Source organism: Streptococcus mitis bv. 2 str. SK95 (assembly GCF_000222705.1).
GTDB lineage: Bacteria > Bacillota > Bacilli > Lactobacillales > Streptococcaceae > Streptococcus > Streptococcus mitis_AY.
Map to the genome: position 1 here is coordinate 58086 of NZ_AFUB01000057.1, position 20647 is coordinate 78732.

The following is a 20647-nucleotide window of genomic DNA, read 5'->3' on the forward strand; positions in this document are numbered from 1 at the left end:
CTATAATGGAAATTATGAGACAGTATCGTATTTTGGTGGTTGATGACGACCGGAGCATTTTGAAGCTGGTGAAAAATGTCCTAGAGCTCGATGCTTATGATGTGACGACGCTTGATCGGATAGAAGAGCTGGAGCTGACGCATTTTGTCGGATATGACTTGATTCTACTGGATGTGATGATGGAGCCTGTTAATGGTTTTGAGCTGTGTTCCTACATTCGTCCTCATCTTTCATGTCCAATCATCTTTCTGACGGCTAAGGAATTGGAGGCGGACAAGGTGGAAGGGCTCTTTCGCGGAGCAGATGACTATATTGTCAAGCCTTTTGGAACCAAAGAATTGCTGGCGCGTGTCAGGGCTCATCTTCGGCGGGAGGAAAGACGGGAGGAGCGCTATTCTGAAATTGCTTCTTGTCAATTTTATCCAGAGCGTTACGAAGTTGCCTGTTTTAGTAAAGTCTTGAAATTTTCAGAGCGAGAGTTTAAATTGCTGCATTTACTAGCTAGCAATCCCAAGCAGACCTTTTCAGCTGAACGCCTGCATACCTTGCTTTATCCAGAAAGCTCAGAAACACAGCTTCGCTCCATCTCAGAATACGTATATCAGATTCGCCAAAAATGCAAACAAGAAGGGCTGCAAGCAATCGCAACAGTGAGAGGAGTAGGCTATAGATGGCAATTAGAACCCGAAATTTCAAAAGCCTAGTCTGGACAACCAGTTTGAAAATCGTCTTTTTCCATGTTTTGATTTTTGTGCTTATCGGCTATGAATTTACGCAAGGAAGTGATTACGTTCTTTTCACCTTGTTCTTTTGGGCAGGGAGCTTGCTGCTGATTACTTTTTATCATATTTTGAAATTGCTCCGAAAAATCGACAGGGAAATAAAAATGCTAACGAGCGAGAAGCTTTTAGAAGAAAATCAAAGCCAGCTTTTTCGGATTGAGGAAATGCTAGAAGTTTATAGCGATTTACGGAGCAGCCACCAAGAAAATGCTCGTCTTCTAGAAAAAGAGCAGCGGCATAATCAGGAGTTGATTTTACAGTTATCAGCGACATCGCACGATTTGAAGACGCCCCTAACTGTGATTAAGGGGAACGCTGAGCTCTTGGAATTGGCGCAGTTGGACCAGCCTCAGGCAGAATATGCTGCTGAGATTTTGCAGGCTAGTCACAAGATGGAAGAGTATTGTGGTTCTTTGATTGATTACGCTAAGACTTTTCAGATTGATTCTAATCAGTTTAGTCAGCTTTCCTTAGGGGACTTTTTGGCTGATCTAGAGGACGACTGGGCACTGTTCAGCAAACAGGAAAGCTATTGTTTTTATCTCCAAGAAGATTGTGATCTTAGTCTGATTTTGTCAATTCATTTGGACTATCTCAAACGGGCTTTGCTCAATATTTTACTGAATGCGCTTGAACATGCAGAGCAGGATCAAAAGGAAGTCAAGCTAACGGTATCAGTCCAGCAGGACCAGTTGGTTTTTGCTATCTGGAACAACGGCCCTGCATTTTCAGAGGAGATGCTGCTGGGAGCGGAACAGCTCTTTTACCAGAGTGACCAAAGCCGCAATTCGGCTAATCCCCATCATGGAATCGGCTTAGCCTTTTCTAAGCAGGTCGCTCTCTTGCATGCTGGTCGTCTGATCCTGCTTAATCCAGACCAAGGAGGAGCCTGTGTCGAGTTGGCAATTTCATTGAAATAAATGAGGAAAGAAAATCATAAAAACGCATAATACCAAGTGTTCAAAAGTCTTGATATTATGCGTTTTATCTTTTATCATGGAAATATCTACTGGCTTTTTCCTCAAATTGATTTTTGTCCAGCCTCGTTTAATTACTTCCGATACAAGCGATCGTATTGGTAGTAAGGGTCGAAGGTTACGTTGATGCCTAGCTTGCGAAGGACGTTCTTGTCTTCGTCTGTCAAGATGATGGTTGAGTGGGCTTCGCTTCCTTTGAGGTTGCCAAGTTCCTTCATTGCGCGCGCAGCATCAGGATTTTCCATAGCGGTGATGGCAAGAGCAATCAGGATTTCATTTGAATGGAGGCGCGGATTGCGGCTACCTAGGTGATCGATTTTAAGACCTTGAATTGGTTTGACGACTTCAGGTTCGATTAATTTCACTTCCTTAGCGATATCAGCAGATTTTTTGATAGCATTGATCAAGGCGGCTGCTGTTGGACCAAAGAGTTCGGAGTTTTTACCAGTGACAATGTCGCCAGATGGCAATTCAAGAGCTAGGGCAGGGCCACCAGTTTCTTCAGCTTTTTGACGTGCAGCAACAGCAACCTTGCGGTCTGTAGGTGTGATACCGAGGTCATTCATGAGCAACTCGATTTTCTTGACAGCAGATTCCCCAACTTTTTCGGCTTTGAAATCAAGAACTGTCTGATAGTAACGGCGAATGATTTCTTGTTTAGAAGCTTCGATAGCAGCTTCATTATCTGTAATAGCAAAACCAACCATGTTGACACCCATGTCTGTCGGTGAAGCGTATGGAGATTCACCGAGAATGCGTTCCAGCATACGTTTGAGCACTGGGAAGATTTCGATATCACGGTTGTAGTTGACAGTGGTTTCTCCGTAGGTTTGGAGATGGAAGGGGTCAATCATGTTGACATCATCAAGGTCTGCTGTGGCGGCCTCGTAGGCCAAGTTGACTGGATGATGAAGGGGCAGGTTCCAGACAGGGAAGGTTTCAAATTTAGCGTAACCAGACTTGATACCGTTAATTTGGTCGTGGTACATATTGGACACACAGGTTGCCAATTTCCCAGAACCAGGTCCAGGAGCCGTTACGACGATTAACTTGCGACTAGTTTTGATGTAGTCGTTTTTTCCCATGCCTTCTGGAGAAATGATGTGATCCATATCTGTGGGATATCCTTTGATTGGATAATGAAGATAAGAATCAATTCCGTTTTTCTCTAGCTGGTTGCGGAAGGCATCTGCAGCGGGTTGACCTGCGTATTGTGTGATGACAACCGAACCAACAAAAATCCCCAATTCATTGAATTTGTCAATCAAACGAAGAACTTCTTGGTCATAAGAGATGCCTAGGTCACCACGTGCTTTAGAATGTTCGATGTTGCTTGCATTAATGGCGATCACAACCTCAACCTGCTCCTTCAATTCTTGCAAGAGCTTGATTTTGTTGTCAGGCTCATAACCAGGAAGGACACGAGCAGCGTGGAAATCTTCTAACATTTTGCCACCAAACTCCAAATAGAGCTTGCCGTCAAATTGGTTAATGCGCTCCAAAATGTGGTCGCGTTGCAGATTTAAATATTGTTCAGAACTAAAAGCTTGTTTTTTCATTTTTTTACCTCTGACCTCCATTATAATAAAAAATCGGAAGTTAGGAAACTATAAAGGTAAAAAAGAAATCAAAAAAATTAGGCAAACGCTTGCACAAAGTTTGAAAAAGCGCTATCATAGACTGTAGATTATTAAAATAATGAGGTAACAAGATGCAAGAAAAATGGTGGCACAATGCCGTAGTCTATCAAGTCTATCCTAAGAGCTTTATGGACAGCAACGGAGATGGAATTGGCGATTTGCCAGGAATTACAAGTAAGTTGGACTATCTAGCCAAGTTAGGGATCACAGCGATTTGGCTTTCTCCCGTTTATGACAGTCCTATGGATGATAATGGATATGATATTGCTGATTATCAAGCGATTGCTGCTATTTTCGGGACCATGGAGGACATGGATGAACTGATCGCGGAAGCTAAGAAGCGTGATATCCGAATTATCATGGACTTAGTAGTCAATCATACCTCGGATGAACATGCTTGGTTTGTAGAGGCCTGTGAAAATCCTGGTAGTCCTGAGCGCGACTACTATATCTGGCGGGATGAACCCAACGATCTTGATTCTATCTTTAGTGGGTCTGCTTGGGAATACGATGAGAAGTCGGGTCAATACTATCTCCACTTTTTCAGTAAGAAACAGCCCGACCTCAACTGGGAGAATGAAAAACTTCGCCAGAAAATTTACGAGATGATGAACTTCTGGATTGATAAAGGTATTGGTGGTTTCCGTATGGATGTCATTGACATGATTGGGAAAATTCCTGATGAGAAGGTAGTTAATAATGGTCCTATGCTCCATCCCTATCTCAAGGAAATGAATCAGGCAACTTTTGGGGATAAAGATCTCTTGACGGTAGGAGAAACTTGGGGGGCAACGCCAGAAATTGCCAAGCTTTACTCTAATCCAAAAGGACAAGAGTTGTCTATGGTCTTCCAGTTTGAACACATCTGTCTTCAGTATCAGGAAGGGCAACCTAAGTGGCACTACCAAAAAGAGTTAAATGTAGGGAAGTTAAAAGAGATTTTTAACAAATGGCAGACAGAGTTAGGAGTTGAAGACGGCTGGAATTCCCTCTTCTGGAACAACCATGATCTTCCTCGTATCGTCTCTATTTGGGGAAATGACCAAGAATACCGCGAAAAATCCGCCAAAGCCTTTGCGATTTTGCTTCATCTCATGAGAGGGACACCTTATATTTATCAGGGTGAGGAGATTGGGATGACCAACTATCCATTTGAAACACTGGATCAAGTAGAAGATATTGAATCCCTCAACTATGCGCGTGAGGCTCTTGAAAAAGGTGTTTCTATGGAAGAAATCATGGACAGCATCCGTGTCATCGGTCGTGACAATGCCCGTACCCCAATGCAATGGGATGAGAGTAAAAATGCTGGCTTTTCAACAGGTCAACCTTGGTTGGCAGTTAATCCAAACTACCAAGCAATCAACGTTCAAGAAGCACTGGAAAATCCAGATTCTATTTTCTATACCTATCAGAAACTCATCCAGATCCGTAAGGAGAACAGCTGGTTGATTCGAGCTGATTTTGAATTACTTGATACAGCTGATAAGGTCTTTGCTTATATCCGTAAGGACGGTGACCGTCGCTTCCTAGTCGTGGTTAATTTGTCCAATGAAAAACAAAGCTTTTCAGTAGAAGGAAAAGTTAAATCTGTCTTGATTGAAAATACTGTGGCTCAAGAAGCAGTTGAGAAACAGACCTTGGCTCCATGGGATGCCTTCTGTGTGGAAATGACTGACTAAAATGAGCGAACCTCAAGCTTTTGAAGCTTGAGGTTTTTTACTAAAAATTGTATAGAAAAATCTTTTAAAAATATTTGTTAGAATTTTCTAAAAAATTGCTTGAAAGTCCTTGCTTTTATGAAAAAATAGGGTATAATGGTGAAAACACTATCTTTAAGGAGATTACTTATGAGATCGAAAAAGTGGCTCTTAGGAGCAGGTGCTGTCTTGAGTGCAGCACTTCTGTTAACCGCTTGTGGGCAAAGTGAAAAAAAGGCTGATGCTCCCAAGACATTTTCTTATGTCTATGCAATAGATCCATCATCTTTGGACTACAGCGTGACGAGCAAGAGCTCAACTTCTGACGTTATAGCCAACGTTGTCGATGGCCTCTTGGAAAACGATAAATACGGGAACTTGATTCCGTCGCTTGCAGAAGACTGGTCCGTTTCTAAAGATGGCTTGACCTATACCTACAAACTTCGTAAGGGTGTAAAATGGTATACTTCTGAAGGAGAAGAGTATGCTGAAGTCAAGGCTCAGGACTTTGTTACTGGTCTGAAACACGCAGCTGACGGTAAATCAGACGGCTTATCCCTCCTTCAAGACTCTATCAAAGGTTTGGCTGCCTACATCAGTGGAGAAAGCAATGACTTTTCTACAGTAGGAGTCAAGGCTGTTGACGATTACACGGTTGAATATACGCTTAACAAACCAGAAAGCTTCTGGAACTCTAAAGTCACAACTGCAACCATGCTTCCAGTTAATGAAGAATTCTTGAATTCTAAAGGGAGCGACTACGGTGCACCAACACCATCAAGTATTCTTTATAACGGTCCTTATTTCTTGAAATCATTGACTTCAAAATCAGTCATCGAATATGAAAAGAATCCAAACTACTGGGATAAGGACAATGTTAAGATTGACAACATCAAACTAACCTTCTATGATGGTTCCGACCAAGAATCCTTGATCCGTAGCTTTACACAAGGTGCTTATACAACAGCTCGTCTCTTCCCAACAAGCTCAAACTTTGAGTCAACTAAGAAAGAGTACGGCGATAAGATTGTCTACAGTCCACAAGAAGCGACAAGCTACTACCTCACTGTTAACGTAAACCGCCAGTCTTACAATAAAACAGCTAAAACAGACGAAGCTCAAAAAACATCAACAAAAGAAGCTCTTCTTAATAAGAACTTCCGTCAGGCGCTGAACTTTGCCCTTGACCGTCATTCTTACACTGCTCAGTTGAATGGTGAAGAAGGTGCGGACAAGATTATCCGTAACAGTCTAGTGCCTCATGACTACGTTCAAGTAGGTGAAAAAACCTTTGGAGAGTTGGCTCAGGCAGAGCTGGTTTCTTATGGTGACCAGTGGAAAGACGTAGCCCTTACAGATGGCAAGGATACGCTTTACAGTCCTGAAAAAGCCAAGGCAGCCTTTGCAAAGGCTAAAGCAGAATTGCAGGCTAAGGGTGTGACCTTCCCAATCCGTTTGGATGTTCCAGTTGAACAGACCGATGTCATTGCCGTTCAACAGACTAACTCACTCAAGCAGTCTATCGAATCAACACTTGGTACAGAGAATGTCATTGTCGATGTCCTTCAAATGACCGATAATGAGAAAATGAGCATTACATCTCAAGCCAAGGTTCCATCCCAAAAAGATTATGACTTGAACGGAACTGGTTGGGGACCAGACTATCAAGACCCAGCTACCTACCTAAATATTCTTGATGCTAAGAAGGGTTCTGCCCTTAAACACTTGGGTATCACCCGTGGAAAAGACCCAGAAGTGATGGCTCAAGTCGGTCTAGACGAATACAAGAAACTCTTGGATGATGCCGCAGCTGAAACAAGCGACCTCAATAAGCGTTATGAGAAATATGCTAAAGCTCAAGCTTGGGTATCGGATAGTTCGCTCTTGATCCCAGTTGCTTCTTCAGGCGGTTCTCCAACTGTTAGCCGTACTGTACCATTTACAAAAGCATACTCTCAAGTCGGAATCAAGGGAGATCCGTTTGTATTCAAAGGTTTGGAACTGCAAAAGGATGTTGTGACTACAAAAGAATACGAAGAAGCTCTCAAGAAATGGCAGAAAGAAAAAATTGAAACAAATGCCAAATACCAAAAAGAGCTAGAAAAACACGTCAAATAGTCTATAAAAGAAAAGGAAGTTGCAGGAAACTGTGCTTCCTTTTTCTGGTTTTGAGACATCAGTCGTCGTAAAGGCAGTTCTTGAATGACAATTGAAGTTGAAATGAAAAACTGATAAGCAGATCACGGTTATAAAAGTTTTTTAATTAGCTTTTGAATGGTTGTAACACTTAAAACGATACTTCTCGAAGATAATTCTAGTGTATTGTGAGATAGAGCGAGTAGGAACCACGAAAAACGAACGTTAATATTTATATGGCAAACCACTTTAAGAATATTTATGCAGTATAAATGAATCTAAAATAATTCCTAAATAAGTATCTAGTATTTTATAGTTTTAGGCTTAAAACTATAAAATGCTTATTGTAACAACTAAAAATACTGTTTTTTTAAAATAATAGTAACTATGTTATTTTTTTGATTTTAAATTATGAAAGTGTTATAATTATTATTGAGCGCAATAAATATAAAAAAGTGTTCAATAAATCCAATTTATATTTTATAAAATATATTCCTTATCTACAGTCCGAAAAACGAATAGTGCACAAAAGTTTTCCGAACGTTATGACCAGCGGTTCTTTTTTGGAGGTTTAATTTAAAATGAATAAAAAATATGGTCTTTTGGCGGGAGCAGCTCTGGCGACAGCAGTTGCAGTTTCAGCTTCTGTAACACCAACGGTTCATGCAGATTATCGTTGGGATTCCCGTCATAGTTGGGACTATGATTTTGATGATTGGGATGATGACTATAATTATTGGAATCGATACAACTACCGACAGCCAGATAGCGGTCACTATTTCTACTGGAATGGCAGCTACTACTATCGTATGAGTGATGGTAGTTACTATATTTACCGTGATGGTGAGTGGAAACCACTGACAAACAATCGTGACAACAATTCTTCAACGAACAACTTAGTAAATGATAACCACTATCGTTACGAGAATGGCTACCATTACTATGTATTAGAAAATGGGGATTATTACTACTACCAAAACGGTCGTTGGGTGTTTGTCAAGAAATCTGCGGATAATCAAATTGAATCAGGTACTATTGAGTTTCCAGAGATTCCGTCTTACGGAGGTGCGGACGGTGAATATGCTCCTTTTGACTTGGGAACAATCGAACTCCCAGAAAATCCCCCATTCAATGGAGCCGACGGGGAATTTAATCCTTTTGAGTCAGGTACTATTGAATTTCCAGAGACTCCGTCTTACGGAGGTGCGGATGGCGAATATGCTCCTTTTGATTTGGGAACAATCGAACTTCCAGAGAATCCCCCATTCAATGGGGCGGATGGTGAGTTCGATCCTTTTGCACCAAAACCAGATAATTCAACCAATCCCTCTGTCCCAGAGACCCCAGGTTTGATAACAACAGATGAACCGAGTGAAAATCAGATTCCTCCGTATGTTGAAAAACCAGCACCGGGTTTAGAACACTTATTATGGGCTCCAAATGGAAGCAAACCCAAATTAATCATTCCGCCAGGAAAACCAGGTGATAAGATCCTGGAGGGTGATCCAAACTATGCATTTGATGGCACCAATCACTATTACTATATTGAATCAAACGACGAAGTTACAGGTTACACAGCTTACTGGAAGTGGATGGAGGATGCATGGAAGTTGCATGGAATGACAGATCCAACAGATCCAGCGCTGGATCCGAATTTACACTCAAATTCCGTAGACGATGAATATAGCTATAGCGATCAAAACTCTAGCGTGAAACTGTATTCGACTAATCTGGTCGAAACTGCCAAGGCAGGACAAGCACTTCCTTTCAAAAATGTCGAGGAATTCAAAAACTATGTGATCGAAAAATTAAATCCTACGTTTCTAGATAATGCGGGTTGGGATGCCAAGGTCACTTGGGAAATTGAAGATGAGGAAATCTTTGAAAAAACTAAAAATAATCCTTGGGCTAGAGATTATGTTTTAGTTGCCAACCTCAAGAGCGGAGTGGATGAAGAAAAATACCGCGATGTAGAGTTTGGTTATGTGAAGTTTGTCTTCCGCGTCGCTGCGACGGATGATACGAATTATTACTATATGGAAAAGGCCAAAGAAGCATTCGCTGAGATCAATGAAATTCGTAAAGAACAGGGGTTGAAAGAATTGACTTGGTCAGATGAGATTTATCAAAATCAGGCTCTACCAAAAGCAAACCAGATCTCTCGCCAATACGATAGCTCAGGTTTTGTTGGTCGTCGTGATCAAGATGCAGCTGCTGTTGTCAAGAAATGGGCAAATGGCGGTTTGAAGGAATTGCTTTTGGATCCAAATGCGACAGAAGGAGCTGTAGCAGCAGTAGTTAGTGGAAACGGGGACTATTACTGGGCTTATAATTACAAATAAAATAAATTTCTAACTCTATCAAGCTCTGTGTTAATTGTAGCGGATTGATGTTAGCTAAGATTTGGAGGGGGCAATCACTGTCCTCTCCATTTTTATTCAGAGAGATAAAGATTTGTTTCTTAGAATTATGAAAGCCACGGAAATCAAAGGAATTGCGTTTGCGGGTCTTTATAAGGCTGTTAGTAGTTTCCAGTTTCGCATTAGAATTAGGCGATCAAAGACGTTGCTAATCTTAATTTCACCTTTTAGGAAGGTTTGAAAAGGGGGTGTCTTGGATTTTATTTTCCATCAGTCCGAAAAGATTCTCAAGAACTAAACTAGTTGCCTATTTATTTTTGTACACTCAGTGGCTAATTTTATTCTAGAGCTGTCAATGCTAGTGTAGGTTAATCATTTGCTGGAAAACCATAAACTTTACAATTTAGGATAAATTTGATAAAATGTACCTATGTTATAAAAAGTGACATGAAGGAGTAGATGATGAAAATGAAAAAAAGACTAATCGGGACAGGTCTTGTCTTAGCGACAGGAATTTTACTCTCAGCTTGTGGACAGTTCAATACAGATACAAGCACCTTCTCATCAACATTTGGTGCAAATCCAACGACATTTAACTATCTTTTAGACTATTATGCAGATAATACTGCCGTTATTACCAATCTTGTGGATGGTTTGCTGGAAAATGATAGCTATGGCAACCTAACGCCAGCTCTAGCTGAAGATTGGTCTGTTTCAGCAGATGGTTTGACTTATACCTACAAACTCAGAAAAGATGCCAAGTGGTACACAGCTGATGGAGAAGAGTATGCTCCAGTCAAAGCCCAAGACTTTGTCACTGGGATCAAATATGCCGCTGACAACAAGGGGCAAGCCATGGATCTCATTCAAAATTCTATCAAGGGATTGAATGACTATGTGACGGGTGTGACCAATGACTTCACAACAGTTGGTGTTAAAGCCTTGGATGACTATACGGTTGAATACACTTTGACACGGCCAGAACCTTATTGGAATTCAAAGACAACCAACAGTATCCTTTTCCCGGTTAACGAAGAGTTCTTGAAATCAAAGGATAAAGAATTTGGAACCTTGACGCCAAACAGCATCCTTTACAATGGACCTTACTTGTTAAAAGATTTTACATCAAAATCTTCAATCGAGTATGTCAAGAATCCACACTATTATGACCATGATAAAGTAACCATTGAGAAAGTTAAGTTAGCCTACTTTGATGGTTCAGATCAGGAGATGACCATCCGAAACTTTGAAAGTGGTGCCTACTCACTTGCGGGAGTCTATCCAAATAGCTCGAGCTATGCCAAGACGAAAGAAAAATATCAAGACAACATTGTTTATAGCTTACAAGACAAGACTTCTTGGTACTTCAACTTTAACGTTAACCGTAAAGCCTATAACCATACTGCAAAAACATCAGATCAACAAAAGAACTCAACGCAAACAGCGATTTTAAATAAGAACTTCCGTCAGGCCTTGAACTTTGCCATCGATCGTACGACCTACTCTGCCCAATCTAACGGTCAAGAAGCGGCAAGTAATACCCTTCGTAATACCCTTGTTCCCCCTACTTTTGTCCAGGTGGGAGATAAGACCTTTGGAGAAGTAACAGCTTCAAAGCTTGTGAACTACGGAACTGAGTGGTCAGGAATCAACTTGGCGGATGCCCAAGACGGTTACTTCAACAAGGAAAAGGCCCAAGCAAAATTTGCGGAAGCTAAAAAGGAATTGGAAGCCCAAGGGGTTACCTTCCCGATTCATTTGGATGTCCCAGTTGATCAAACCAATAAAAATGCAGTTTCTGGGATGAATTCGCTTAAACAAACCCTTGAAACAGTACTAGGTTCTGACAATATCGTCATTGATGTTCAACAGCTTTCAACGGATGACTTTGGGAATGTTGCTTTCCTAGCACCAAATCCAGCAGCTCGTGATTACGATTTGAACTTTGATGGCTGGGTTGGTGATTATCAAGATCCGTCAACTTATCTGGTTCCATTTAATACCGAAGATGGTTTTTATCTCAAAATTTTCGGTCTAGATGCTAGGGAAGATCAAGAATTGATCAAGAGTCTAGGATTAGATACCTATACAAAACTTCTAAAAGAAGCAGATGCTGAGAATAAAGATGTCGCTAAACGTTATGAAAAATACGCTGAAGCTCAAGCTTGGATGATTGACAATTCTCTAGTCATGTCTGTTATGTCAAATGGTGGTACAGCCTCTGTAACCAAAGTAACTCCGTTTACACGTGCCTACTCTCTAGTGGGAATCAAAGGTGATGGAAACAACTACAAGTACATGAGACTGCAAAAAGATCCTGTTACCAAGAAACAATTTGATGAAGCTAAGGCTAAGTGGGAAGAAGAAAGTAAAAGGGCTATCGAGCAAAGTCAAAAAGAATTTGAAAATCATATCAAATAAAAAGTGGAAATAAGGTCTCTTGCAAGGGACCTTATTTTTGTTTGCTCAAGCCCCTGAATAATGAAAACGGTCACTTCGAAATATAGCTAAGAAAAAATGAATGAAAACGCTGAGAATTGTGGGAATAAATGGAATTTACCTTACTTTTGTGATATAATTACTTTAATTATTATAGTATAGGGGAGTGTCATGACGAAACGTTCAAAGAGATCTCGCTCGGGGAGAGTAAAGCGAAGCGTTAACATAGCCTTGTTAGCTGTTTATCTATTGTTGGCTGGCTTTTTATTGTTTTTGATTTTTAAATACCATATCCTTGCTTTTAGATATCTTAATCTAGTGGCAACTGCGTTAGTCCTACTAGTTGCCTTAGTGGGGCTACTCTTGATTATCTATAAAAAAGCTGAAAAATTTACTATTTTTCTGTTGGTGTTCTCTATCCTTGTCAGCTCTGTGTCGCTCTTTGCAGTACAGCAGTTTGTTGGACTGACCAATCGTTTAAATGCGACTTCTAATTACTCAGAATATTCGATCAGTGTCGCTGTTTTAGCAGATAGTGATATTGGGAATGTTACGCAACTGACGAGTGTGACAGCACCGACTGGGACTGATAATGAAAACATCCAAAAACTACTAGCTGATATCAAATCAAGTCAGAATACCGATTTGACGGTCGAACAGAGTTCGTCTTACTTGGCGGCTTACAAGAGTTTGATTGCAGGAGATACCAAAGCCATTGTCCTAAATAGTGTCTTTGAAAATATCATCGAGTCAGAGTATCCAGACTACGCATCGAAGATAAAAAAGATTTATACCAAGGGATTCACTAAAAAAGTAGAAGCTCCTAAGACGTCTAAGAATCAGTCTTTCAATATCTATGTGAGTGGAATTGATACCTATGGCCCGATTAGTTCAGTGTCGCGTTCAGACGTCAATATCCTGATGACTGTCAATCGAGATACCAAGAAAATCCTCTTGACCACAACGCCGCGTGATGCCTATGTACCAATCGCAGATGGTGGAAATAATCAAAAAGATAAATTGACTCATGCGGGCATTTATGGAGTTGATTCGTCCATTCACACCTTAGAAAATCTCTATGGAGTGGATATCAATTACTATGTGCGATTGAACTTCACTTCGTTTTTGAAATTGATTGATTTGTTGGGTGGGGTAGATGTTTATAATGATCAGGAATTCACAGCACTACACGGTAAGTTTCAATTCCCTGTGGGCAATGTTCATCTTGATTCAGAACAGGCCCTCGGTTTTGTTCGCGAGCGCTACTCCCTAGCAGATGGCGATCGTGACCGCGGGCGCAATCAACAAAAGGTGATTGTGGCTATCCTTCAAAAATTAACGTCAACCGAAGCACTGAAAAATTATAGTACGATTATTGATAGTTTGCAAGATTCTATCCAAACAAACATGCCGCTTGAGACCATGATGAACTTGGTCAATGCTCAGTTAGAAAGTGGTGGAACTTACAAAGTGAATTCGCAAGACTTGAAAGGTACAGGACGGCTGGATCTTCCTTCCTATGCGATGCCAGATAGTAACCTCTATATGATGGAAATTGACGACAGCAGCCTTGCATCTGTCAAAGCTGCTATTCAAGACGTGTTGGAGGGAAAATGAAATGATTGATATTCATTCGCACATTGTCTTTGATGTAGATGATGGTCCCAAGTCAAGAGAGGAAAGCAAGGCCCTCTTGATAGAAGCCTACAGGCAGGGGGTGCGAACCATTGTCTCTACCTCTCACCGTCGCAAGGGCATGTTTGAAACTCCAGAAGAGAAGATAGCAGAAAACTTTCTTCAGGTTCGGGAAATAGCTAAGGAAGTTGCGAGTGACTTGGTCATTGCTTACGGGGCTGAAATTTACTACACACCAGATGTTCTGGACAAGCTGGAAAAAAAGCGGATTCCGACCCTCAATGATAGTCGTTATGCCTTGATAGAGTTTAGTATGAACACCCCTTATCGCGATATTCATAGCGCCTTGAGCAAGATCTTGATGTTGGGAATTACTCCAGTCATTGCCCACATCGAGCGCTATGATGCTCTTGAAAATAATGAAAAACGCGTTCGAGAACTGATCGATATGGGCTGTTACACGCAAGTAAATAGTTCACACATCCTCAAACCCAAACTTTTTGGAGAACGTTATAAATTCATGAAAAAAAGAGCTCAGTATTTTTTAGAGCAGGATTTGGTTCATGTGATTGCAAGTGATATGCACAATCTAGACGGTAGACCTCCTCATATGGCAGAAGCATATGACCTTGTTACCCAAAAATACGGAGAAGCGAAGGCTCAAGAACTTTTTATAGACAATCCTCGAAAAATTGTAATGGATCAACTAATTTAGGAGAAATGATGAAAGAACAAAATACGATAGAAATCGATGTATTTCAATTATTTAAAACCTTATGGAAACGCAAACTAATTATTTTATTAGTGGCACTTGTGACAGGGGCGGGAGCTTTTGCATATAGCACTTTTATCGTTAAGCCAGAATATACGAGTACTACGCGTATTTACGTAGTGAATCGCAATCAAGGAGATAAGCCGGGGTTGACGAATCAGGACTTGCAGGCAGGATCTTATCTGGTAAAAGACTACCGTGAGATTATCCTTTCGCAGGATGTATTGGAAAAGGTAGCGACAAATTTGAAATTGGATATGCCAGCAAAAACGTTAGCCAGCAAAGTTCAAGTGACTGTACCAGCTGACACTCGTATCGTCTCAATCTCTGTCAAGGATAAACAACCAGAGGAAGCCAGTCGCATCGCTAATTCTCTACGAGAAGCTGCTGCAGAAAAGATCATCGCTGTAACGCGAGTATCTGATGTAACGACGCTTGAAGAAGCGCGACCAGCTACGACTCCCTCTTCTCCAAATGTTCGACGCAACACCTTGTTTGGTTTTCTTGGAGGAGCCGTCGTAACAGTAATTACTGTTCTTTTGATTGAGTTACTCGATACCCGTGTGAAACGTCCTGAAGATGTCGAAGATGTACTACAAATTCCACTTCTAGGGGTCGTTCCAGATTTGGACAAAATGAAATAGGAGGAAGTTATGCCAACGTTAGAAATCTCACAGGCAAAATTGGATCTTGTAAAAAAGGCAGAGGAGTATTATAATGCTTTGTGCACGAACCTACAGTTAAGTGGAGATGATTTGAAAGTATTTTCTATCACTTCTGTGAAACCAGGAGAAGGAAAATCAACGACTTCCACTAATATTGCTTGGGCTTTTGCGCGTGCAGGTTACAAAACGCTGTTGATTGATGGAGATATTCGCAATTCTGTTATGTCAGGTGTCTTTAAAGCAAGGGATAAAATTACAGGTCTGACAGAATTTTTATCAGGAACCACAGACTTGTCACAAGGGCTTTGTGATACCAATATCGAAAATCTCTTTGTGATTCAGGCTGGCTCTGTGTCACCGAATCCGACAGCTCTTCTTCAAAGTAAGAATTTCAGTACAATGCTTGAAACCTTGCGTAAATATTTTGACTACATCATTGTAGACACTGCTCCCGTAGGTGCCGTGATTGATGCAGCTATCATTACGCGAAAATGTGATGCTTCTATTTTAGTGACGGCAGCGGGTGAAACAAATCGAAGGGATATTCAAAAAGCGAAAGAACAGTTGGAACAAACTGGGAAGCCGTTTTTAGGAGTTGTGTTGAACAAATTCGATACTTCAGTAGATAAATACGGTTCTTACGGAAATTATGGAGATTACGGAAAAAAATAAAAAATAGGTTGGGGGATAGAGATGAATGGAAAAGTAGTAAAGCCTTCATTGGCCATAATCCAGAGTTTTCTTGTTATTTTATTGACTTATCTGCTTAGCGCTGTGAGAGAAACAGAGATTGTTTCAACAACAGCTATTGCACTTTATATCCTCCATTATTTTGTCTTTTATATCAGTGATTATGGACAAGATTTCTTTAAAAGGGGATATTTGCTTGAGCTTGTCCAGACATTGAAATATATCCTATTCTTTGCGCTAGCGATTAGTATTTCTAATTTTTTCTTAGAAGATCGTTTTAGTATTTCCAGAAGAGGCATGATTTACTTCCTCACATTACATGCTCTCTTAGTCTATGTGCTAAACTTATTTATCAAGTGGTATTGGAAGCGAGCTTATCCCAATTTTAAAGGAAGTAAGAAGATTCTCCTACTTACAGCAACATCTCGTGTCGAAAAGGTACTGGATAGACTAATAGAATCAAATGAGGTTGTTGGGGAGTTGGTAGCTGTCAGTGTTTTAGACAAACCAGATTTTCAGCATAATTCTTTAAAGGTAGTAGCAGAGGAGGAGATAGTAGACTTTGCGACTCATGAGGTGGTCGATGAAGTCTTTATCAATCTTCCAAGTGAAAAATACAATATTGGAGAGCTTATCTCTCAGTTTGAAACGATGGGAATTGATGTAACAGTCAATCTAAATGCTTTTGATCGTAGTTTGGCACGTAACAAGCAAATTCGTGAGATGGCAGGATTAAACGTTGTGACTTTTTCTACAACATTTTATAAGACTAGTCACGTGATTGCTAAGCGGATTATTGATATAGTGGGTGCATTGGTAGGACTGATACTATGTGGTCTAGTCAGTGTTGTACTGGTCCCTTTGATTCGAAAGGATGGGGGCTCTGCTATTTTTGCACAGACGCGTATAGGAAAAAATGGACGACATTTTACTTTTTATAAGTTTCGCTCCATGTGTGTAGATGCTGAGGACAAAAAAAGAGAACTCATGGAACAAAATACCATGCAGGGCGGAATGTTTAAGGTGGACGATGATCCGCGTATCACGAAAATTGGTCGTTTTATAAGGAAAACTAGCTTGGACGAGCTGCCACAGTTTTATAATGTTCTAAAGGGAGATATGAGTTTGGTTGGCACACGGCCACCAACAGTGGACGAATATGAACACTATACACCAGAACAAAAACGTCGACTAAGTTTTAAACCTGGGATAACAGGGTTATGGCAGGTCAGTGGACGAAGTGAGATTAAGAATTTCGATGAAGTTGTCAAATTAGATGTGGCCTATATAGATGATTGGACAATTTGGAAAGATATTGAAATTTTATTGAAGACAGTTAAAGTAGTATTTATGAGAGATGGAGCGAAGTGATTTTTGCCCTTCAGTCTTGTTAGGAGAGAGATGAAACAGTCAGTTTATATCATTGGTTCAAAGGGGATTCCTGCCAAGTATGGAGGATTTGAAACCTTTGTTGAAAAATTAACCGAGTATCAAAAAGACAGCAACATACAATACTATATTGCTTGTATGCGTGAGAATTCAGCTAAATCTGGTATCACGGATGACCAGTTTGAGCACAATGGAGCCATTTGCTTCAACATTGATGTGCCCAATATCGGACCGGCTCGTGCTATCGCTTACGATATTGCTGCTGTGAATAAAGCGATTGAAATAGCTAAGGAAAACAAAGATGAAGCTCCTATTTTTTACATTCTAGCTTGTCGTATCGGGCCTTTTATTTCTGGACTTAAGAAAAAAATTCGTTCGATCGGAGGCCGTTTGCTGGTAAATCCAGATGGTCATGAGTGGCTGCGGGCAAAATGGAGCCTGCCAGTTCGGAAGTATTGGAAATTTTCGGAACAGTTGATGGTCAAACATGCAGATTTATTAGTCTGTGATAGTAAAAATATCGAAAAATATATCCGAGAGGACTATAAACAGTATCAGCCCAAGACGACCTATATCGCTTATGGTACAGATACTACCCCTTCAAGTCTGAAATCAGAAGATGCCAAAGTTCGAAACTGGTATCGTGAAAAAGGAGTAAGCGAAAATGGCTATTATCTAGTGGTGGGACGATTTGTTCCCGAGAATAACTATGAATCAATGATTCGTGAATTTATGAAGTCTAATTCTAAAAAAGACTTTGTTCTCATTACAAATGTAGAACAAAATAAGTTTTACGATCAGTTGCTCAAGGATACTGGTTTTGACAAAGACCCTAGGGTCAAATTTGTCGGTACTGTCTATGACCAAGAATTACTCAAGTATATTCGCGAGAATGCTTTTGCTTATTTCCATGGACATGAAGTTGGTGGAACAAACCCATCGCTTTTAGAAGCTCTTGCATCCACAAAGCTTAATTTGTTGCTAGATGTTGGTTTTAACCGAGAAGTTGGTGAAGATGGGGCTATTTATTGGAAAAAAGATAAGTTGGCGTGTGTAATTGAGGAAGTGGAACGATTTGATAAAGGTGCGATCTCGGAATTAGACGAAAAGTCTAGCCAACGAATTGCGGATGCATTCACATGGGAAAAGATTGTGTCAGATTATGAGGAAGAGTTTGAAGGAGTAAAAAGTGAGTAACAAGCAAATTGCAATTATGATGGCAACTTATAATGGAGCTAAATACATTGGAGAACAGATAGACTCTATTCTTAGGCAAACTTATCAAGATTGGAAATTATTTATCCATGACGATTGTTCAAATGATGCTACTTTTCAAATCCTTCAGCAATACCAAGAAAAATACCCTGAAAAAATTAAGGTTATCACAGACTCCTCTGTTATAGGGGGGAGCTCAGAGAAAAATTTTGCAGCTATTCAAAAATGGGTGACGAATAATCATGATTTTTCTTATTTTATGTTTGCAGATCAAGATGATTTTTGGTTCCCAAATAAGATTGAGCGCTCACTTTATAAAATGAAAGAATCAGAAAAGGATGATTTACCTATTTTAGTTCATACTGATTTAGAAGTTGTTGATGATAATTTAAATATAATTAACGATTCTTTCTTCGAATATCGTGCCTTAGATGTAGATGTGACAGAATTGAATCGTATACTTATACAAAATAACATTACGGGTTGTACAATGTTATGGAATAGAAGTTTAAACAATCTGTTAGATTTGAATAGTAATGCAGTAGCTATGCATGATTGGTGGATAGGTTTAGTTGCTGCTAGCTTTGGGAAAATTGTTTGCCTTAAAGAACCAACAATTAAATATCGTCAACACGGTGGGAATGTTGTGGGGGCGACACAAGTCAATACTTTAGGTTTTATTATCAAGAGGTTGTTAGGAAATTCTCATGTCAAGGAAACTTTGAAGCTATCATTTGATCAAGCAGAATCATTTTTAAAAGTTTATCAGAATTCTCTAAGTAATGAGGAGATAGATATTATTCGTGAATTTATCAACATTCCACATAAGCATAAATTGGCGCGAATAAGCACTGTTATAAAAGGAGGCTATCTAAAGCAAAGTGTGGTGCAAGTAATCGGTGAGTTAATGTTTATTTAGATTTTTGGAGAAAAAATGAAAATTAATTTTATCCTTCCATTTAAGAGAATGACAGGTGGAATAAGAGTTATCTATACCTATGCAAATTACCTTATTGATCAAGGACATGATGTGGTTTGTTATGTTCCTATGATTAGTTATAGAGGTAGAAACCAGACAATTTTTTATCGGATAAAAGCTTCTTTGGGGAATACTCTAAAAAACGATAATTGGTTTGATAAGAAGTTTGATTTAAAACGGGTACCAGTGGTATCAGAAAAATATATACGTGATGCAGATGTGGTAATTGCGACAGCTTGGCAAACAGCCTATGATGTCGCAAATTTCTCATCAAGCAAAGGTAACAAATTTTATTTTATTCAAGATTATGAAATCTTCAATGGAGGAAAGGAAGAGGTGGAGGCATCGTATCGCTTGCCACTTACATTAATTACTGTTACGAGGAGTTTAAAAAAAGCTATTCAAAAGTTTACAGATAAAACTATTTATGTTGTATATAATGGTCTTTCTGACAACGAGTATCTTCATACAGAAAAAATTAGTCATAAGGACCTCACTTTGATGATGATGTATCATGAAAGTGAGCATAAGAAAAGTCAAGAGGGGTTACAAATCATCGCAAAATTAAAGAAGCGATATCCTGATATGAAGATTAATATATTTGGACGCCGTATTCCAGAAAAGTTACCTGATACCTATAATGTGTTGATTAATCCTGAAAGAGGAAAAATTTTAAAGATGTATCAGGAATCGGATGTCTATCTTTTTACAAGTGAAATTGAAGCATGGGGACTACCTATTGTAGAAGCCATGGCAAATAAATGTGCAGTTGTTGGTAGAAGTCGAGGAGCTTTGTTGGAACTCTCAAATGGTCAGAATACTATAGTTGTAGAAGAGTTATCAGAAATATATAATAAGGTAGTACATTTACAAGAGGATCGATTATTGTTGGCACAAGTTCAAAATGAAGGGTATAAAACTGTTATACCACTAAATTGGAGCAACTCTTGTTTAGAATTTGAGAAGATTATATCAGGGGTATATATTGAAAACGGTAAATAGTATAACAAATTATATTTTATTGTTAGTATGGATAGTTATAATGCTCTCTCTATATACAGGAAATGGTGTTACTCCTGTTATTGTTATTTTATTTTTTTGTCGGCATTGTATTCTTTATATCGAAAAAGCAAATTAAGTATAAATTTAAATTTTTTGTTTATATATATTTTTTTAGCCTACTATTTGTTATTAACAGTTATATTCACACAAGATTTATTGGTGATGACTTCTAAATTTATATTATTTCCAATATTTGTTTATTATAT

Annotated in this window: 15 protein-coding genes; 14 read left to right on the forward strand and 1 reads right to left on the reverse strand. The window is 39.5% G+C overall.

Features of this window, described 5'->3' with window-relative positions:
- The first annotated feature begins 5 nt into the window (after positions 1–5).
- The gene (locus HMPREF9965_RS11350) at positions 6–704 is read left to right on the forward strand and encodes a response regulator transcription factor (protein ID WP_000404922.1); all 699 of its coding nucleotides are present in this window, start codon (positions 6–8) and stop codon (positions 702–704) included.
- On the forward strand, positions 671–1702 hold the full coding sequence (locus HMPREF9965_RS11355) for a sensor histidine kinase (RefSeq protein ID WP_001007879.1): 1032 nt from the start codon (positions 671–673) through the stop codon (positions 1700–1702). The genes HMPREF9965_RS11350 and HMPREF9965_RS11355 overlap by 34 nt, the downstream gene beginning before the upstream one ends.
- A 131-nt stretch (positions 1703–1833) precedes the next feature.
- Here the strand turns inward: HMPREF9965_RS11355 and HMPREF9965_RS11360 are convergent, their stop codons facing one another.
- Positions 1834–3318 carry a DUF1846 domain-containing protein gene (locus HMPREF9965_RS11360; protein WP_000743597.1) on the reverse strand — a complete coding sequence of 495 codons (1485 nt, stop codon included), beginning with the start codon at positions 3316–3318 and terminating at the stop codon, positions 1834–1836.
- 152 nt (positions 3319–3470) lie between these two features.
- On the opposite strand from HMPREF9965_RS11360, the gene HMPREF9965_RS11365 reads away from it, so the two are divergent.
- The 12 genes from HMPREF9965_RS11365 to HMPREF9965_RS11420 all read left to right on the forward strand — a co-directional run bounded on the left by HMPREF9965_RS11365 (position 3471) and on the right by HMPREF9965_RS11420 (position 20381).
- Positions 3471–5081, forward strand: coding sequence for a glycoside hydrolase family 13 protein (locus HMPREF9965_RS11365; protein ID WP_001156779.1), 1611 nt, complete (start codon positions 3471–3473; stop codon positions 5079–5081).
- Between the two features lie 168 nt (positions 5082–5249).
- Positions 5250–7217 carry a peptide ABC transporter substrate-binding protein gene (locus tag HMPREF9965_RS11370; RefSeq protein WP_001256757.1) on the forward strand — a complete coding sequence of 656 codons (1968 nt, stop codon included), beginning with the start codon at positions 5250–5252 and terminating at the stop codon, positions 7215–7217.
- Positions 7218–7816: 599 nt separating this feature from the next.
- A complete protein-coding gene (locus HMPREF9965_RS11375; protein ID WP_001037038.1) occupies positions 7817–9577 on the forward strand; it encodes a CAP domain-containing protein in 1761 nt (586 codons plus the stop codon).
- A 477-nt stretch (positions 9578–10054) separates the two neighbouring features.
- Positions 10055–12016: a peptide ABC transporter substrate-binding protein gene (locus tag HMPREF9965_RS11380; RefSeq protein ID WP_025170874.1), complete on the forward strand. Its 1962-nt coding sequence runs from the start codon at positions 10055–10057 to the stop codon at positions 12014–12016.
- 189 nt (positions 12017–12205) lie between these two features.
- Entirely contained in the window at positions 12206–13651 is a 1446-nt protein-coding gene (locus HMPREF9965_RS11385; protein ID WP_000166973.1) for an LCP family protein, read from the forward strand.
- Position 13652: 1 nt separating this feature from the next.
- Positions 13653–14384, forward strand: a complete 732-nt coding sequence (cps4B, locus tag HMPREF9965_RS11390) for a capsular polysaccharide biosynthesis protein Cps4B (RefSeq protein WP_000565361.1) — start codon at positions 13653–13655, stop codon at positions 14382–14384.
- Positions 14385–14392: 8 nt separating this feature from the next.
- On the forward strand, positions 14393–15085 hold the full coding sequence (gene cpsC, locus HMPREF9965_RS11395) for a capsular polysaccharide biosynthesis protein CpsC (protein ID WP_000664139.1): 693 nt from the start codon (positions 14393–14395) through the stop codon (positions 15083–15085).
- 9 nt (positions 15086–15094) lie between these two features.
- Positions 15095–15778, forward strand: coding sequence for a tyrosine-protein kinase (locus tag HMPREF9965_RS11400; protein ID WP_001142536.1), 684 nt, complete (start codon positions 15095–15097; stop codon positions 15776–15778).
- 21 nt (positions 15779–15799) lie between these two features.
- Positions 15800–17167 (forward strand): sugar transferase, encoded by a 1368-nt coding sequence (locus HMPREF9965_RS11405; RefSeq protein WP_001013652.1) that lies wholly within the window; start codon positions 15800–15802, stop codon positions 17165–17167.
- 30 nt (positions 17168–17197) lie between these two features.
- On the forward strand, positions 17198–18382 hold the full coding sequence (gene cps2T, locus HMPREF9965_RS11410) for a beta 1-4 rhamnosyltransferase Cps2T (protein ID WP_000814497.1): 1185 nt from the start codon (positions 17198–17200) through the stop codon (positions 18380–18382).
- Positions 18375–19319, forward strand: coding sequence for a glycosyltransferase family 2 protein (locus HMPREF9965_RS11415; RefSeq protein ID WP_000066761.1), 945 nt, complete (start codon positions 18375–18377; stop codon positions 19317–19319). Before cps2T ends, HMPREF9965_RS11415 begins: the two co-directional genes overlap by 8 nt.
- 15 nt (positions 19320–19334) lie before the next feature.
- Positions 19335–20381, forward strand: a complete 1047-nt coding sequence (locus HMPREF9965_RS11420) for a glycosyltransferase family 4 protein (protein ID WP_000700124.1) — start codon at positions 19335–19337, stop codon at positions 20379–20381.
- Positions 20382–20647 lie beyond the last annotated feature (266 nt).